A 16,403-nucleotide genomic window follows, 5' to 3' on the forward strand; every position below is an offset into this window, starting at 1 on the left:
CAATGGATGAAGGGTTACGTTTTGCAATTCGGGAAGGTGGCCGTACTGTTGGCGCCGGTGTTGTCGCTAAAATTATCGAGTAATAAGGTAAGATTGATGGCATGCGTGATAAAATGACGCATGCCAAATAATATAGGCCAGTAGCTCAATTGGCAGAGTGGCGGTCTCCAAAACCGCAGGTTGGGGGTTCGATTCCCTCCTGGCCTGCCAACAAACAAGTGACTATGAAAAGTTCGAACGAAGCTCAAAGTAATACTAAAGATATACTATCTTGGATGGCTATAGTTTTAATAACTTTAGCAGCCTTTTTTTGCACCTATAATTACACTTTATCGGCACCTATAGAGTCCATAATATGGCTTGTATGGTTTCTGTTAGTTATATTTTTGGCTTATCTAACCTCAGTAGGGAAGAAGGTGTTTCATTTTGCTCAAGAATCAAAAGTTGAGCTATTAAAGGTCGTTTGGCCTACACGTCAAGAAACAGTACAAACAACAACTATCGTTATTGTCATGGTTGCATTAACCGGATTTATACTCTGGGGAGTGGATTCAATAATGATGTGGGCAATTGCTAAAATAACTCATTTAGGGTGAATTCGGTGGAAGAACAAAAATCGAAACAATGGTATGTTGTACATGCCTATTCAGGCTATGAAAATTTTGTTATGCGCGAAATTGTATCACGCGCAAAACACCATAATTTACAAGATAAAATTGGTGAGGTTGTCGTACCTTCAGAAGAAGTTGTTGAGATGCGTTCAGGCCAAAAACGTAAGAGCACACGAAAGTTTTTTCCAGGTTATGTATTAGTGAACATGGTTATGGACGATCAAACGTGGCATATGATAAGAGCAATACCCAGAGTTTTGGGCTTTATTGGTGGAACAAGCCAAACTCCCACTCCTATTACGGATAAGGAAGCTCGAGCGATTATGCAGCGAGTTGAAGATGGAGTTACAAAACCAAGACCTAAGATTTTGTTTGAACCTGGTGAAGTGGTGCGCGTTAAAGAAGGTCCATTTGTTGACTTCAATGGTGTTGTTGAAGAAGTTAACTATGAGAAAAGCAGATTGAGAGTAGCTGTCCTTATTTTTGGACGCTCAACTCCAGTTGAACTTGAGTTTAGTCAAGTAGAGAAAACTTAGTTCGCTAAGGTGTTCCGATTAATAATCGCTTTACAAAAGATAAAGGTAATTACTTAATTCGGGGCTGTTTTATATATAGGGGAGCTAAGACTTAAGTAATTTATTAATTACTAAAAGCTAGCGTTTAACCCATAAGGAGTAATCATGGCAAAAAAAGTAGAGGCTTATATTAAATTACAAATTCCAGCAGGTAAAGCAAATCCAAGCCCACCTGTAGGGCCTGCCTTAGGTCAAAGAGGTGTTAACATTATGGAATTTTGTAAAGCATTTAATGCAGCTACACAGCAAATGGAGCAAGGGTTACCTACTCCTGTTGTAATAACTGTTTATAGTGATCGAAGTTTTACGTTTGTTACTAAAACTCCACCTGCATCAGTTCTTTTGAAAAAAGCTGCAGGTATTCAAAGCGGAAGTGGTACACCCAACACTAAGAAAGTGGCAAAACTTAACGTCAAACAGCTTGAAGAAATTGCGAAACTTAAAGAACCCGACTTAACTGCTGCAAGTTTAGCAGCAGCAGTTAGAAGTATTGCAGGTACAGCTCGCAGTATGGGTATTGACGTTGAAGGTTTGGAATAAGGGGGGGCGCCATGGCAAAAGTATCTAAGAAACAAAAAAATATTTTAGAGGTAGTTAAAACTGGTCACTTGTATAGTGCAAATGAAGCAATAAACATTTTAAAGCAGTTTGCTTCGACTAAGTTCCGTGAAAGCCTTGATATTAGTGTTAACTTGGGTGTAGATCCACGCAAATCAGATCAAGTTGTTCGTTCATCGACTAATTTGCCTAAAGGGACAGGAAAAGTAGTTCGAGTTGCTGTTTTTGCACAAGGCGACAATGCAACTAAGGCAAAAGATGCGGGGGCTGACATCGTTGGTTTTGAGGATTTAGCCGAAAAAATTAAAGGCGGAGTGATGGATTTCGATGTTGTCATCGCTACCCCTGATGCAATGCGTATTGTGGGCCAGTTAGGTCAAATTTTAGGGCCAAGAGGCTTAATGCCAAACCCTAAAGTTGGAACTGTGACTACCAACGTTGAAGCAGCAGTAAAGGATGCTAAGTCAGGACAAGTACGTTACAGAACAGACAAAAATGGGATTATTCATTGTTCTGTTGGAAAGGTTGATTTTACAGCAGAAGATATCATTGAAAATATTGTTGCATTGATTAATGATCTGAAAAAAGCAAAACCATCTTCATCTAAAGGACAATACTTAAAGAAAATCTCATTATCAACTACAATGGGTCCCGGCTTAGCTATTGATATTTCATCAATACCTGTGTAATATAGTCACCCATTTTTTAGGAATTCACGGCATAGATTTGGGTCCATGCCGTCGAAGACCGCAGGTGCTTATGCTTAATTTCCTGCGCAGACGGTGAACCGACTCCAACTTAGTTAAAGAGACGGCCACCATAACTGGCAAATCCTTGCGATTTGTATAAATTAGGAGGGTCAGTAACGTGACATTAAATTTAGCTGAAAAGAAAGCTGTTGTTGAAGAAGTGACTGCGGTCGCCTCAAAGGCTATTTCGGCAGTAGTTGCTGATTATCGAGGGTTAACTGTTAATCAAATGACGCATTTACGTAGTGAAGCACGTAAATCAGGTGTTTATCTTCGTGTTGTAAGAAATACTTTAACAAGAAGAGCATTTAAAAACACTGAATTTGAGTGCTTAAATGACTTGCTGGTAGGCCCGTTGTTTGTAGCTTTGTCATTAGAAGCTCCTAGCGATGCCGCAAGACTACTTAAAGAATTCGCAAAAACATTTGAAAAACTTGAAGTTAAAGCATTATCAGTGGGAGGCAAAGTATATTCAGCAGATCAAATTGATGCTGTTGCAAGCTTGCCAACACGCGATGAAGCTATAGCCAAGTTGATGTATGTGATGAAAGCGCCAGTTGAGAAATTTGTCAGAACTCTTGCTGAGCCACATGCTAAATTAGTAAGAACCTTAGCAGCAGTTAAAGATAAAAAAGCAGGTTAAGTCCTTTTTAATCAATAAATTAATTTTAAATCAGGAGCTAGTAATGGCTGTGTCAAAAAATGATATTTTAGAAACCATAGCAAATATGTCTGTTATGGAAGTAGTTGAGCTAATCGAAGCAATGGAAGAGAAATTTAATGTTTCAGCTGCCGCTGCTGCTGTTGCAGTTGCTGCGCCTGTAGCAGGTGCTGCTGCCGCTGTTGAAGAACAAACTGAATTTACAGTTGTTATGACTAGCTTTGGCGCAAACAAAGTAAACGTTATTAAAGCAGTTCGTGGTATAACAGGTCTTGGCTTGAAAGAAGCTAAAGATTTAGTAGAAGGTGCTCCTTCAACAATTAAAGAAGGTGTATCTAAAGATGAAGCTGCTAATATCAAGAAAGAACTTGAAGAAGCTGGTGCTTCAGTAGAAGTTAAATAATAAGGTTATATCAATGAGATAGGAACCCAGCCATGTTTTCATGGCTGGGTTTACGTGTTTGAAGTCATCAATAATTTACAGAGGAAACACCATGGCAGTTGCAGAAGCTAAACCTCAATATTCGCATGCTGAGAAAAAACGATTTCGCAAAAGCTTTGGTAAGCAGGCCGATAAAATGGCAATACCAAATCTGCTTGAAATTCAACTTAAATCTTATAGAGATTTTCTTCAAGCCGATAGCAAAGCAAATGAACACTTTAATACAGGACTACATGCTGCATTTTCTTCTGTGTTCCCAATAGATAGTTTTTCTGGTAATGCAAGGCTTGAATATGTTAGTTACAAGCTTGGTGAGCCAGCATTTGATGTTCGTGAATGCAAATTAAGAGGCTTAACTTATTCTGCGCCATTAAGGGTCAAAATAAGACTTGTTATTCTTGATAAAGATGCAAGCGAGGATCCTAAACCAATCAAAGATATTAGAGAGCAAGATGTATTTATGGGTGAAATACCTCTAATGACTGATGTTGGAACCTTTGTCATAAATGGTACTGAAAGAGTAGTTGTTTCACAATTGCATCGATCGCCTGGTGTTATATTCGAACATGATAAGGGTAAAACGCACTCATCGGGAAAACTGCTCTATTCTGCACGAATTATCCCTTATCGTGGCTCTTGGCTTGATTTTGAGTTTGATCCTAAAGATTGTGTATATGTTCGAATTGATAGAAGACGAAAGCTACCTGTTAGTATTTTACTTCGTGCTTTGGGATATGAGACTGAAGATATTCTAAGCGAGTTTTTTGAAATCACTAGCTGTCATCTTAAAAATGGTGAATATCATATTGATTTAATCCCACAACGATTACGAGGTGAAATCGCCTCATTTGATATTCTTGTACCCGAAACAGGTGAGCTCATTGTTGAGCAAGGGAGAAGAATTACTGCGCGCCATATTAAGCAAATGGAAAAAGCGCAAATGCAAGATTTGATCGTGCCTCGTGATTATTTGTCGGGTAAAACATTAGCAAAAAATATTATTGATACATTAACTGGTGAACTGGTTGCACAAGCAAATGATGAAGTCACTGATGAATTACTTGATGCTATGATCACTAGTGGTATTCATCAATTTGATATGATTTATACAAATGATTTAGATCATGGCTCTTACGTTTCTGATACGATAAAAATTGATCCTACTTCGAGTCAATTGGAAGCACTTGTAGAAATTTATCGCATGATGCGTCCTGGTGAGCCTCCAACTAAAGAAGCTGCTGAAGCTTTATTTAAAAATTTATTTTTTGTAGAAGAACGTTATGATCTATCTGCAGTTGGCAGAATGAAATTTAATCGTCGTGTTGGTAGAAAGAATGATGATGGTCCAGGTACACTGACCAAAGAAGACATCATGGCAGTTATCAAGACATTGATAGACATTAGAAATGGTATTGGAATGGTCGATGATATCGATCATCTTGGCAACCGTAGAGTGCGTAGCGTCGGTGAAATGACCGAAAATCAATTTAGGGTTGGTTTGGTTCGTGTTGAAAGAGCTGTTAAAGAACGATTAAGCTTAGTAGAGTCCGAAAATCTAATGCCACAGGATTTAATTAATGCTAAACCTGTGTCTGCTGCGATTAAAGAGTTTTTTGGCTCAAGCCAACTATCCCAATTTATGGATCAAGTAAATCCACTATCAGGAGTAACTCATAAACGAAGAGTTTCAGCTTTAGGACCAGGCGGTTTAACTCGTGAGCGTGCTGGCTTTGAAGTTCGTGACGTCCATACTACACACTATGGCCGCGTATGCCCAATTGAAACACCAGAAGGTCCCAATATTGGGTTAATTAACTCATTATCTGTTTATGCAAGAACAAATGATTATGGGTTTATTGAAACTCCATGTAGAAAGGTAATTGATGGTCGGGTTACGGATGAAATTGAGTATTTATCAGCTATTGAAGAAGTTGACCAGTATATTGCTCAATCAAGCGTAGCTCTTGATGAAGATGGAAATATTTTAGCTGATTTAGTTCCTTGTAGACATCAAAATGAATTCTCGTTAACTACACCCGATAAGATTAACTACATGGATATTTCGCCCAAACAGATCGTATCCGTGGCTGCTTCGCTAATTCCATTTTTAGAGCATGACGACGCAAACCGTGCGTTAATGGGATCAAATATGCAGCGACAAGCAGTCCCAACTTTGCGTTCTGAAAAGCCACTAGTGGGTACTGGTATGGAGCGTATAGTAGCTTCGGATTCAGGGGTTTCTGTTGTTGCCAAACGAGGTGGAATAATTGATTTAGTTGATGCTTCGCGTATTGTTGTGCGTGTGAATGATGATGAGACCACAGCGGGTGAAACAGGTGTTGATATTTATAATTTAACTAAATATTTCCGTTCAAACCAAGATACATGTATCAATCAACGTCCTATTGTTAAAACGGGCGACATTATTCAAAGAGGCGATGTTTTAGCTGATGGACCTTGTACTGACATGGGTGAGCTTGCACTAGGGCAAAACTTGCTGGTTGCTTTTATGCCTTGGAATGGATACAACTTCGAAGACTCTATCCTTATATCTGAGCGTGTTGTTCAAGATGATCGGTTCACAACGATCCATATAGAGGAGCTAACTTGTATTGCTCGCGATACAAAATTAGGGGCAGAAGAAATCACTGCTGATATACCTAATGTAGGTGAGTCAGCACTATCAAGTTTGGATGAATCCGGTGTTGTTTATATTGGAGCTGAAGTTAACGCGGGCGATATATTGGTAGGAAAAGTAACACCAAAAGGTGAAACTCAGCTTACTCCTGAAGAAAAATTATTGCGTGCTATTTTTGGAGAAAAAGCGTCTGATGTGAAAGACTCTTCGCTAAGAGTTCCATCGGGTATGAATGGCACTGTAATTGATGTGCAAGTTTTTACTCGGGATGGATTGGAAAAAGATGCACGTGCAAAAAGCATCGAAGAAGAACATCTTGCACGAGTACGTAAAGATCTTGTTGATGAGCGCCGTATTCGCGAAGAAGATATTTACCATCGCGTATCGAATATTATCCTAGATAAAGTAGCTACTGGCGGCCCAGGAAATTTGCGGCCCGGATCCAAAATAACGCAAGATTACTTGGAAAACATAGGTAGAAATAAATGGTTTGATATTCGCTTAGAAAATGATGCAATTAGCCAACAGCTTGAGCAACTCTCTAAGCAACTTGAACTATTGACTAAAGAGATGGAGAAACGCTTTAACGATAGTAGGAAAAAAATTATCCAAGGTGATGATTTAGCTCCTGGAGTATTGAAGATTGTTAAAGTCTATCTTGCTGTTAAACGAAGGATTCAGCCAGGTGATAAGATGGCTGGTCGTCATGGTAATAAAGGGGTTATCTCTATTGTTGTACCTGTAGAAGATATGCCACATATGGAAGATGGCACAGCTGTAGATATCGTATTAAATCCGTTAGGTGTACCTTCGCGAATGAATATTGGTCAGGTATTAGAAACACATCTTGGATTAGCTGCAAAAGGATTAGGAAATAAAATTGCACAGATGTTGGATTTAAAACAAAGTTCAGCTGAAATTCGAACTTTTTTGAATAAAATATATAATCACGATGGCATACAAAGAGTTAACCTCGATTGTCTAAACGATGATGAACTGTATCGATTGGCGGATAATTTGCGTGCGGGCGTGCCAATGGCAACACCAGTTTTCGATGGTGCTTCCGAAGCAGAAATAAAAAGCATGCTGCAGCTGGCAGACCTATCACCAGATGGAAAAACTATTTTGTATGATGGTAGAACAGGTAACCAATTTGATAATCCAGTAACTGTTGGATACATGTATATGCTAAAGCTAAATCATTTAGTTGACGACAAAATGCATGCCCGCTCAACTGGCTCATACAGTTTAGTCACTCAACAACCACTTGGTGGTAAAGCACAGTTTGGTGGACAACGTTTTGGAGAAATGGAAGTGTGGGCGCTAGAAGCATATGGTGCCGCATATACATTACAGGAAATGTTGACTGTGAAATCAGATGACGTTGGAGGTAGAACAAAAATCTACAAGAATATAGTCGATGGAGACCATCGCATGGATCCAGGAATGCCTGAATCTTTCAATGTACTATTGAAAGAAATTCGTGCCTTGGGAATAGATATAGAACTCGAACACGATTAACTTTTCAGCGATACATACTGATTAACAAATTTTTGGAGGCATAGACTTGAGTACTCTAAACGACGACCCAATGATTGAACCAATGAGAAAAGCTCCTGTAATGAGTGACCTACTAGGTATCCTCAAACAACAGGGACAAAGTGAAGAGTTTGATGCAATTAAAATCGCTTTGGCATCTCCTGAACTAATTCGTTCATGGTCCTATGGTGAAGTAAAAAAACCAGAAACTATTAATTATCGTACCTTTAAACCAGAGCGAGATGGATTATTCTGTGCTAAAACTTTTGGTCCAGTAAAAGATTATGAATGCTTATGTGGTAAATATAAACGATTGAAGCATCGCGGTGTTATTTGCGAAAAATGTGGTGTTGAGCTAGCTTTAGCAAAGGTACGTCGTGAACGGATGGGACATATCGAGCTTGCAAGTCCTGTTGCACATATTTGGTTCTTGAAGTCTTTGCCTTCTAGAATCGGTCTGCTTTTGGATATGACTTTAAGAGATATAGAGCGTGTTCTATACTTTGAAGCATTTGTGGTTGTTGATCCAGGTATGACTGAGCTTGAGCGTGGTCAATTGCTAAATGATGAAGCGTATCTGGATGCAATGGAACAATATGGAGACGAATTCGATGCACGTATGGGTGCAGAAGCGATTCGTGATCTACTTCGTCAGGTTGATCTGGAAGATGAAATCAAGAACTTACGTGAAGAGTTACCAACTACCAGCTCAGAAACGAAAATCAAAAAGATAACTAAGCGATTAAAGCTGCTGGAGGCTTTTTATGATTCAGGTAACAAGCCAGAATGGATGATCATGGATGTTCTACCGGTTCTTCCACCTGATTTAAGGCCTTTAGTTCCATTAGATGGTGGACGCTTTGCTACTTCTGATCTAAATGACTTATATCGACGTGTTATCAATCGAAACAACCGCTTAAAGCGTTTGTTAGATCTTAATGCCCCTGACATCATAGTTCGCAATGAAAAAAGAATGTTGCAAGAATCAGTTGATGCTCTTTTGGATAATGGTCGTCGTGGTCGTGCAATCACTGGTACAAATAAGCGTCCTCTGAAATCATTAGCTGATATGATTAAAGGGAAGCAAGGTCGTTTCCGTCAAAATCTTCTAGGTAAGCGTGTTGACTATTCAGGTCGTTCAGTAATTGTGGTCGGGCCTACTTTAAAACTGCACCAATGTGGACTGCCTAAAAAAATGGCGCTTGAACTCTTTAAGCCATTTATTTTTAGCAAATTAGAATTTAGAGGGTTAGCGACAACGATTAAAGCAGCTAAAAAGATGGTTGAGCGCGAAGAATCAGTTGTTTGGGATATTTTAGATGATGTAATTCGTGAGCATCCTATCCTACTTAACAGAGCGCCTACATTACACCGCTTGGGTATTCAGGCATTTGAACCAGTGCTAATTGAGGGTAAAGCGATTCAACTTCATCCTCTTGTTTGTACCGCATACAACGCGGACTTTGATGGTGACCAGATGGCTGTGCATGTGCCGTTGACATTAGAGGCACAACTAGAAGCTCGCTCACTTATGATGTCAACAAACAATATTTTGTCACCAGCTAGCGGAGAGCCAATTATCGTTCCTAGCCAGGACGTTGTGCTTGGTTTGTACTACTTGACTCGAGAAAAAGTTAATGCTTTAGGTGAAGGGAAAATTTTTGTAAGCGCTCAAGAAGCCCAGAATTTTTATGAAGCTGGACATCTTGATATCCATGCCAAAATCAAAATTCGTATGCCTAAAGAAAATGAATCGGGATATCATCTTGTTGAAACTACGGTCGGGCGTGCGATTCTTGCCCAGATCCTGCCTAAGGGTATGTCATTTGTGCAAATAAACCGTACTATGACTAAAAAGGTGATTACTAAGGTCATCGATACTTGCTATAGAACTTTTGGTTTGAAAGAAACTGTAATCTTTGCCGATAAGCTAATGTACACCGGTTTTAAGTACGCAACCCGTTCCGGTGCGTCTATTGGTATCGAAGATATGGAGATACCCGACGATAAAGCAAGTATTATCGATCATGCATATAATGAGGTTCGAGAAATTGAATCACAATTCCGTTCCGGTCTAGTAACTAATGGGGAGCGTTACAATAAAGTTATTGATATTTGGTCCCGTACTAATGAGTTAGTTGCCAAGTCAATGATGAGTAAGATCGCGACCGAACAAGTTACTAATGTGAAAGGTGAGCTAGTAAGACAGGAATCCTTTAACCCCATATTTATGATGGCTGATTCAGGAGCGAGAGGTTCTGCTGCACAAATTAGACAGCTTGCTGGTATGCGTGGATTGATGGCTGCTCCAGACGGTTCAATTATTGAAACTCCAATTACAGCAAACTTCCGTGAAGGATTAAATGTATTTCAATACTTCATTTCAACTCATGGTGCTCGCAAAGGTTTGGCTGATACGGCATTGAAAACAGCTAACTCTGGTTATCTGACGCGACGACTTGTTGATGTAGCTCAAGATGTGGTCATTACTGAGGATGATTGTGGTGTTGATACAGGTATTTTAATGCAACCATTGATTGAAGGTGGTGATATTGTTGAGCCACTTCAGGAGCGCGTATTAGGACGAGTAGTAGCTGCTGATGTTTACATTCCTAACCAAAGTGAACCTGTTGTCACTGCAGGAACCTTATTAGATGAGGCATGGGTTGAAAAGCTAGAAAAGCAAAGTGTCGATCAAATCTTAGTACGTTCGCCTATTACATGCCAAACTCGTTATGGATTATGTGCGAAGTGCTATGGAAGAGATTTAGCAAGAGGACATCTTGTTAATACAGGTGAAGCAGTAGGAATTATTGCCGCCCAATCGATTGGTGAGCCTGGAACACAGTTAACCATGCGTACTTTCCATATAGGTGGTGCAGCTTCAAGAGCAACAGCAGCCAATAATATTCAAATCAAAACTAAAGGGGTTATTCGTTTACATAACATTAAAACAGTAACTCATGAAAATAAAAATTTAGTTGCTGTATCACGTTCTGGCGAAGTGACCATAGTTGATGAATTTGGACGTGAACGCGAACGTTATAAAGTACCTTATGGTGCTGTAATTACAGTCCAAGATAATTCAAGTGTTGAAGCAGGACAAATTATCGCTACTTGGGATCCACATACACATCCTGTTATTTCTGAGGTTGGTGGTTATTTGAAATTTGTTGATTTAATTGATGGTATCACTATGAATCGACAAACCGACGAATTAACTGGTTTAAGTAATATTGTTGTTATTGATGCGAAACAAAGAAGCGCCGCAGGTCGAGACTTAAGACCGATGGTAAAATTGGTGACTGAGAGTGGCGATGATATTTATCTTGCAGGTACTAATGTTCCAGCTCAATATTACCTTCCTGTAGATGCGATCGTAAACTTTGAGGACGGTGGCCATGTAGGAATTGGTGATGTTATCGCCCGTATTCCTCAAGAACGATCTAAAACGCGCGATATTACTGGGGGTTTACCTAGGGTTGCTGATTTATTTGAAGCGCGCAAACCGAAAGATTCTGCGGTAATGGCGGAAGTTTCGGGAATGGTAAGTTTTGGTAAGGAAACAAAAGGTAAGAGAAGATTAATTATCAATGTTTCTGAAGATCAATGTCATGAAGAGCTCATTCCAAAATGGCGTCATATCTCTGTCTTCGAAGGTGAGCATGTAGAACGCGGAGAAATTATCGCGGAAGGAGCACTTAATCCTCATGATATATTACGTTTACTTGGTGTTGGTGCATTAGCAAATTACATCGTAAATGAAGTACAAGATGTATATCGATTACAAGGTGTGAAAATTAATGACAAACATATCGAAGTAATTGTAAGACAGATGTTACGTAAACGGGTTATAACTTTTGCTGGAGATTCAAAATTCTTGGCAGGTGAGCAGATCGAAGAAAGTGCTTTGCTGCAAGAAAATGACAGGCTTATTGCAGAAGGAAAACAAAGCGCCAGAGGTATACCTATATTATTGGGTATTACGAAGGCTTCCTTGGCTACCGAATCATTTATCTCAGCTGCTTCATTCCAAGAAACAACAAGAGTTCTAACGGAAGCTGCTGTAAGTGGTAAAGTAGATGATTTACGTGGCTTAAAGGAAAATGTGATGGTCGGACGTCTGATCCCTGCTGGAACAGGTTATGCCTATCATCAAGGTCGTAAAGTGAAGAGAGCTAAGGCTGCAGCTGGTGAGTACCCTGTACATACCGTAACTGCAAGTGATGTTGAGCATGCGTTGAGTGAAGCATTAAACGCAGATAATCAAGAACACTAGTTCGGATCGAAAACGGCAGATTAAAACTTGACAAATCTGCCGTAGCTATATAGAATCCGGCCTCCTTATGTATTCGAAATAATCAAAGAGACAGATCGGAGTTAAGTATAAATGGCTACTATTAATCAGTTAGTAAGAAAGCCTCGTGTGGACGTAAAGAAGAAAAGTAACGTACCAGCACTGGAATCATGTCCACAACGACGTGGAGTATGTACACGGGTTTACACTACTACACCCAAAAAACCTAACTCAGCTATGCGTAAGGTTGCTCGTGTGCGTCTAACCAATGGGTTTGAAGTAACATCATATATTGGTGGTGAAGGTCATAATCTTCAAGAACACTCAGTAGTTCTTATAAGAGGTGGTCGTGTTAAAGATTTACCTGGTGTGCGCTATCACACTGTTAGAGGTAGTTTAGATACATCAGGGGTTAACGATCGTAAACAAGGTCGTTCAAAGTACGGTACTAAAAAGCCAAAAGATAAAAAATAACTGATTGTAGGAAATTGAAATGCCTAGAAGAAGAGAAGTTCCCAAAAGAGAAATTTTGCCAGATCCAAAACATCATAGTGAACTGCTAGCAAAGTTTATTAACGTACTTATGGTTAGTGGTAAAAAATCTGTTGCTGAAAAAATAATCTATGGCGCTTTATCTGTTATGGAAGAGCGTCTCAAAAAGATGAAAAAAGCAGATGATGAGAGTGGTGAATCTGGTAGCACAAGTGGTTCAGCTACAGTTCTTCGCTACTTTGAAGAAGCCTTAAATAATGTTCGACCAAGCGTTGAAGTTCGTTCACGTCGAGTAGGTGGTGCTACATATCAAGTACCAGTTGAAGTCCGAAATGATCGAAGCATTGCCTTAGGTATGCGATGGATTGTTCAGGCTGCACGAACTCGCGGTGAAAAGGGAATGATGCTACGCTTAGCCGGGGAGCTGCTGGATGCTTATGAGAGTAAAGGTTCTGCAGTAAAAAAACGCGAAGATACTCATAAAATGGCAAAAGCTAACCAAGCATTTGCGCATTTTAGATGGAACTAAAAGAGAGGTAGTCAGTGTCTACTCCATTAAAACTATATAGAAACATAGGGATTGCAGCGCACGTTGATGCAGGAAAAACAACAACAACAGAGCGTGTGCTGTATTATACTGGTATGTCTCATAAGATTGGTGAAGTTCATGACGGCGCTGCAACGATGGATTGGATGGTTCAGGAGCAGGAACGCGGTATTACTATTACCTCAGCAGCAACAACATGCTACTGGTCAGGTATGGACAAGCAATTCGAACGACACCGCATTAACATTATCGATACACCAGGACACGTAGACTTCATGATTGAAGTAGAACGGTCGCTACGAGTACTTGATGGTGCAGTTGTGGTATTCGATTCAGTAGCTGGTGTAGAACCCCAATCAGAAACAGTATGGCGGCAAGCGAATAAATATGGTGTGCCGCGAATTGTATTTGTTAACAAAATGGATAGAATGGGTGCAAACTTCCTTAGGGTGGTTGGCCAAATCAAACAGCGTTTAGGATCTAATCCTGTCGTTGTTCAGCTGCCGATTGGCGCAGAAGAAGAATTTAAAGGAGTTATTGATCTCATCAAAATGAAGGCAATTCATTGGGATGAAGAAAATAAAGGTATGACTTTTGTGTATAAAGATATACCTGCTGATTTGAAAGAGCAATGTGAAGAATATAGAGCAATGCTTGTAGAAGCTGCTGCTGAAGCTACTGAAGACTTGATGGAAAAATATCTTGAAGGTGAAGAGCTTTCTGAAGATGAAATTAAAAAGGCACTACGACAATTAACTATTAGTAATGCGGTAGTTCCTGTATTCTGTGGTTCCGCCTTTAAAAATAAAGGTGTGCAAGCTGTTTTGGATGGTGTTATTGAATATTTACCTTCACCTACCGATATACCTGATGTTCAAGGTATCGATGAGCACGGTGAGGAAGCTTCTCGAGAAACAAGTTATGATGCACCATTTTCAGCTTTGGCTTTTAAAATTGCTACAGACCCATTTGTCGGAACTTTAACTTATTTTAGAGCATATTCCGGTGTTCTTAAAAGCGGCGATACTGTCTACAATTCAGTAAAAGGTAAAAGAGAGCGTATTGGTCGTTTATTACAAATGCATGCTAACTCACGTGAAGAAATTAAAGAAGTTAGAGCAGGTGATATTGCAGCAGCAGTTGGTTTAAAGTCAGTGACTACTGGGGATACATTGTGTGATACTGAAAAAGTAGTGATATTAGAAAGAATGGATTTTCCAGATCCTGTTATTGCTGTAGCAGTTGAGCCCAAAACAAAAGCAGACCAAGAAAAAATGGGTATTGCGCTTGGAAAGCTAGCTCAAGAAGACCCTTCTTTCCGTGTACATACTGATGAAGAATCAGGACAAACCATTATTGAAGGTATGGGTGAGCTTCATTTGGAAATTATTGTAGACCGTATGAAGCGGGAGTTTAATGTTGAAGCCAATGTTGGTAAACCTCAAGTTGCTTATCGAGAAACACTAAAGCAACCTATAGAACAAGAAGGCAAATTCATTCGACAATCAGGTGGTCGTGGTCAATATGGCCACGTCTGGTTGAAGATTGAGCCCCAGGAGCCGGGTAAAGGCTATGAATTCGTCAACGCAATTGTTGGTGGTGTCATTCCAAAAGAATATATACCTGCAGTTGACAAGGGAATTCAAGAGCAAATGCAAAATGGTGTTATTGCTGGGTATCCAGTTGTGGACGTTAAAGTTACATTATTTGACGGTTCCTTCCACGAAGTGGATTCTAGTGAAATGGCATTTAAAATTGCTGGTTCTCAATGCTTCAAACAAGGTGCATTACGAGCTAAACCAGTATTACTTGAACCAATAATGAGCGTCGAAGTTGTAACCCCAGAAGATTATATGGGTGATGTTATGGGTGACCTTAACAGACGACGTGGCTTGGTTCAAGGAATGGAAGACTCACCAGCAGGAAAAATAGTTAGAGCAGAAGTTCCACTCGCAGAGATGTTTGGTTACTCGACCGATTTACGTTCTGCTACTCAAGGAAGAGCAACTTATACTATGGAATTTTCTAAGTATGCGGAAGCACCAACTAACATTGCTGAAGCGATTATTAAGAAACAATAAAAAGTTAACGAGGTTATTGAAATGGCGAAGGAAAAATTTGAACGTAAAAAGCCACATGTGAATGTGGGTACGATTGGTCACGTAGACCACGGTAAGACCACATTAACAGCGGCGATTACCACAATTATGGCAAAGAAATTTGGTGGTATAGCGAAAGCATACGATCAGATCGATGCAGCACCAGAAGAAAGAGAACGAGGAATTACAATATCTACAGCGCATGTTGAATATGAATCAGCAAACAGACACTATGCGCATGTGGATTGCCCAGGACATGCTGACTATGTGAAGAACATGATTACGGGTGCAGCGCAAATGGACGGAGCGATACTGGTAGTATCAGCTGCAGATGGTCCAATGCCACAAACCAGAGAGCATATATTGTTGTCACGCCAAGTAGGTGTACCGTACATTGTAGTATTTATGAATAAAGCGGATATGGTAGACGATCCTGAACTGTTAGAACTTGTTGAAATGGAAGTTCGAGATTTGTTAAGCAGTTACGATTTTCCTGGGGATGACATACCAATTGTTGTTGGTTCTGCATTGAAGGCGTTAGAAGGAGATACTAGTGATATTGGTGTACCAGCGATAGAGAAGCTAGTAGAAACGATGGATTCATACATACCAGAGCCAGTACGAAACATTGATAAGTCCTTTTTACTACCGATTGAAGACGTATTTTCAATTTCTGGTCGAGGAACAGTAGTAACAGGACGTATCGAAAGCGGAATTATCAAAGTAGGCGAAGAGATTGAGATTGTAGGAATTCGTGATACGTCAAAGACGACCTGTACTGGTGTTGAGATGTTCCGTAAGTTGTTAGACGAAGGCCGAGCTGGAGATAACGTAGGTATATTGCTCCGTGGGACTAAGCGTGATGAAGTTGAACGTGGTCAAGTATTAGCAAAACCAGGTACAATTAAACCTCATACAAAATTTGAGGCGGAAGTATACGTTTTATCTAAAGAGGAAGGTGGACGACATACTCCATTTTTTAATGGATACAGACCACAGTTTTATTTTAGAACAACGGACGTAACAGGCACTTGTGACTTACCTTCTGGAGTAGAAATGGTAATGCCTGGAGATAACGTGCAGTTGACTGTAAATTTACATGCACCTATTGCAATGGATGAAGGGTTACGTTTTGCAATTCGGGAAGGTGGCCGTACTGTTGGCGCCGGTGTTGTCGCTAAAATTATCGAGTAAT

Annotated in this window: 13 protein-coding genes and 1 tRNA gene; all 14 read left to right on the forward strand. The window is 39.9% G+C overall.

Features of this window, described 5'->3' with window-relative positions; all coding sequences use genetic code 11:
- Nucleotides 1–83: EF-Tu C-terminal domain-related protein (locus Lgra_RS17360; protein WP_078767514.1), on the forward strand; the 83-nt coding region annotated here is incomplete at its 5' end.
- Between the two features lie 51 nt (nucleotides 84–134).
- Nucleotides 135–210 (forward strand) — tRNA-Trp (locus tag Lgra_RS01790).
- A gap of 14 nt (nucleotides 211–224) precedes the next feature.
- Nucleotides 225–596 carry a preprotein translocase subunit SecE gene (gene secE, locus Lgra_RS01795; RefSeq protein WP_058497581.1) on the forward strand — a complete coding sequence of 124 codons (372 nt, stop codon included), beginning with the start codon at nucleotides 225–227 and terminating at the stop codon, nucleotides 594–596.
- A 5-nt stretch (nucleotides 597–601) separates the two neighbouring features.
- A complete protein-coding gene (nusG, locus tag Lgra_RS01800; protein WP_083502835.1) occupies nucleotides 602–1,147 on the forward strand; it encodes a transcription termination/antitermination protein NusG in 546 nt (181 codons plus the stop codon).
- Nucleotides 1,148–1,291: 144 nt separating this feature from the next.
- Nucleotides 1,292–1,726 carry a 50S ribosomal protein L11 gene (gene rplK, locus Lgra_RS01805; protein WP_058497582.1) on the forward strand — a complete coding sequence of 145 codons (435 nt, stop codon included), beginning with the start codon at nucleotides 1,292–1,294 and terminating at the stop codon, nucleotides 1,724–1,726.
- A gap of 11 nt (nucleotides 1,727–1,737) precedes the next feature.
- Complete coding sequence (rplA, locus tag Lgra_RS01810) at nucleotides 1,738–2,433, forward strand: 50S ribosomal protein L1 (RefSeq protein WP_058497583.1); 696 nt, start codon at nucleotides 1,738–1,740, stop codon at nucleotides 2,431–2,433.
- A gap of 178 nt (nucleotides 2,434–2,611) precedes the next feature.
- Entirely contained in the window at nucleotides 2,612–3,136 is a 525-nt protein-coding gene (gene rplJ, locus Lgra_RS01815) for a 50S ribosomal protein L10 (protein ID WP_058497584.1), read from the forward strand.
- Nucleotides 3,137–3,179: 43 nt separating this feature from the next.
- The gene (rplL, locus tag Lgra_RS01820; RefSeq protein ID WP_058497585.1) at nucleotides 3,180–3,557 is read left to right on the forward strand and encodes a 50S ribosomal protein L7/L12; all 378 of its coding nucleotides are present in this window, start codon (nucleotides 3,180–3,182) and stop codon (nucleotides 3,555–3,557) included.
- Between the two features lie 91 nt (nucleotides 3,558–3,648).
- On the forward strand, nucleotides 3,649–7,755 hold the full coding sequence (gene rpoB, locus Lgra_RS01825; RefSeq protein WP_058497586.1) for a DNA-directed RNA polymerase subunit beta: 4,107 nt from the start codon (nucleotides 3,649–3,651) through the stop codon (nucleotides 7,753–7,755).
- A 100-nt stretch (nucleotides 7,756–7,855) separates the two neighbouring features.
- Nucleotides 7,856–12,052 carry a DNA-directed RNA polymerase subunit beta' gene (gene rpoC / locus Lgra_RS01830; RefSeq protein ID WP_058497660.1) on the forward strand — a complete coding sequence of 1,399 codons (4,197 nt, stop codon included), beginning with the start codon at nucleotides 7,856–7,858 and terminating at the stop codon, nucleotides 12,050–12,052.
- Between the two features lie 111 nt (nucleotides 12,053–12,163).
- Complete coding sequence (gene rpsL, locus Lgra_RS01835; protein ID WP_004450478.1) at nucleotides 12,164–12,544, forward strand: 30S ribosomal protein S12; 381 nt, start codon at nucleotides 12,164–12,166, stop codon at nucleotides 12,542–12,544.
- Nucleotides 12,545–12,563: 19 nt separating this feature from the next.
- The gene (gene rpsG / locus Lgra_RS01840) at nucleotides 12,564–13,091 is read left to right on the forward strand and encodes a 30S ribosomal protein S7 (RefSeq protein ID WP_058497587.1); all 528 of its coding nucleotides are present in this window, start codon (nucleotides 12,564–12,566) and stop codon (nucleotides 13,089–13,091) included.
- Nucleotides 13,092–13,105: 14 nt separating this feature from the next.
- Nucleotides 13,106–15,190 (forward strand): elongation factor G, encoded by a 2,085-nt coding sequence (gene fusA, locus Lgra_RS01845; RefSeq protein WP_058497588.1) that lies wholly within the window; start codon nucleotides 13,106–13,108, stop codon nucleotides 15,188–15,190.
- Nucleotides 15,191–15,211: 21 nt separating this feature from the next.
- Nucleotides 15,212–16,402, forward strand: a complete 1,191-nt coding sequence (tuf, locus tag Lgra_RS01850) for an elongation factor Tu (RefSeq protein WP_058497589.1) — start codon at nucleotides 15,212–15,214, stop codon at nucleotides 16,400–16,402.
- Nucleotide 16,403: the final 1 nt, after the last annotated feature.

Origin of the sequence: Legionella gratiana (genome assembly GCF_001467695.1) — a bacterium.
GTDB lineage: Bacteria > Pseudomonadota > Gammaproteobacteria > Legionellales > Legionellaceae > Legionella > Legionella gratiana.

Bases quoted from the DNA above. Each gene is read 5' to 3' on its own strand.
- tuf (WP_058497589.1), top strand. From the start codon at position 15,212: ATGGCGAAGGAAAAATTTGAACGTAAAAAGCCACATGTGAATGTGGGT.
- rpsL (WP_004450478.1), top strand. From the start codon at position 12,164: ATGGCTACTATTAATCAGTTAGTAAGAAAGCCTCGTGTGGACGTAAAG.
- rplA (WP_058497583.1), top strand. From the start codon at position 1,738: ATGGCAAAAGTATCTAAGAAACAAAAAAATATTTTAGAGGTAGTTAAA.
- rpoC (WP_058497660.1), top strand. From the start codon at position 7,856: ATGAGTGACCTACTAGGTATCCTCAAACAACAGGGACAAAGTGAAGAG.
- rpoB (WP_058497586.1), top strand. From the start codon at position 3,649: ATGGCAGTTGCAGAAGCTAAACCTCAATATTCGCATGCTGAGAAAAAA.
- rplL (WP_058497585.1), top strand. From the start codon at position 3,180: ATGGCTGTGTCAAAAAATGATATTTTAGAAACCATAGCAAATATGTCT.
- rpsG (WP_058497587.1), top strand. From the start codon at position 12,564: ATGCCTAGAAGAAGAGAAGTTCCCAAAAGAGAAATTTTGCCAGATCCA.
- secE (WP_058497581.1), top strand. From the start codon at position 225: ATGAAAAGTTCGAACGAAGCTCAAAGTAATACTAAAGATATACTATCT.
- rplK (WP_058497582.1), top strand. From the start codon at position 1,292: ATGGCAAAAAAAGTAGAGGCTTATATTAAATTACAAATTCCAGCAGGT.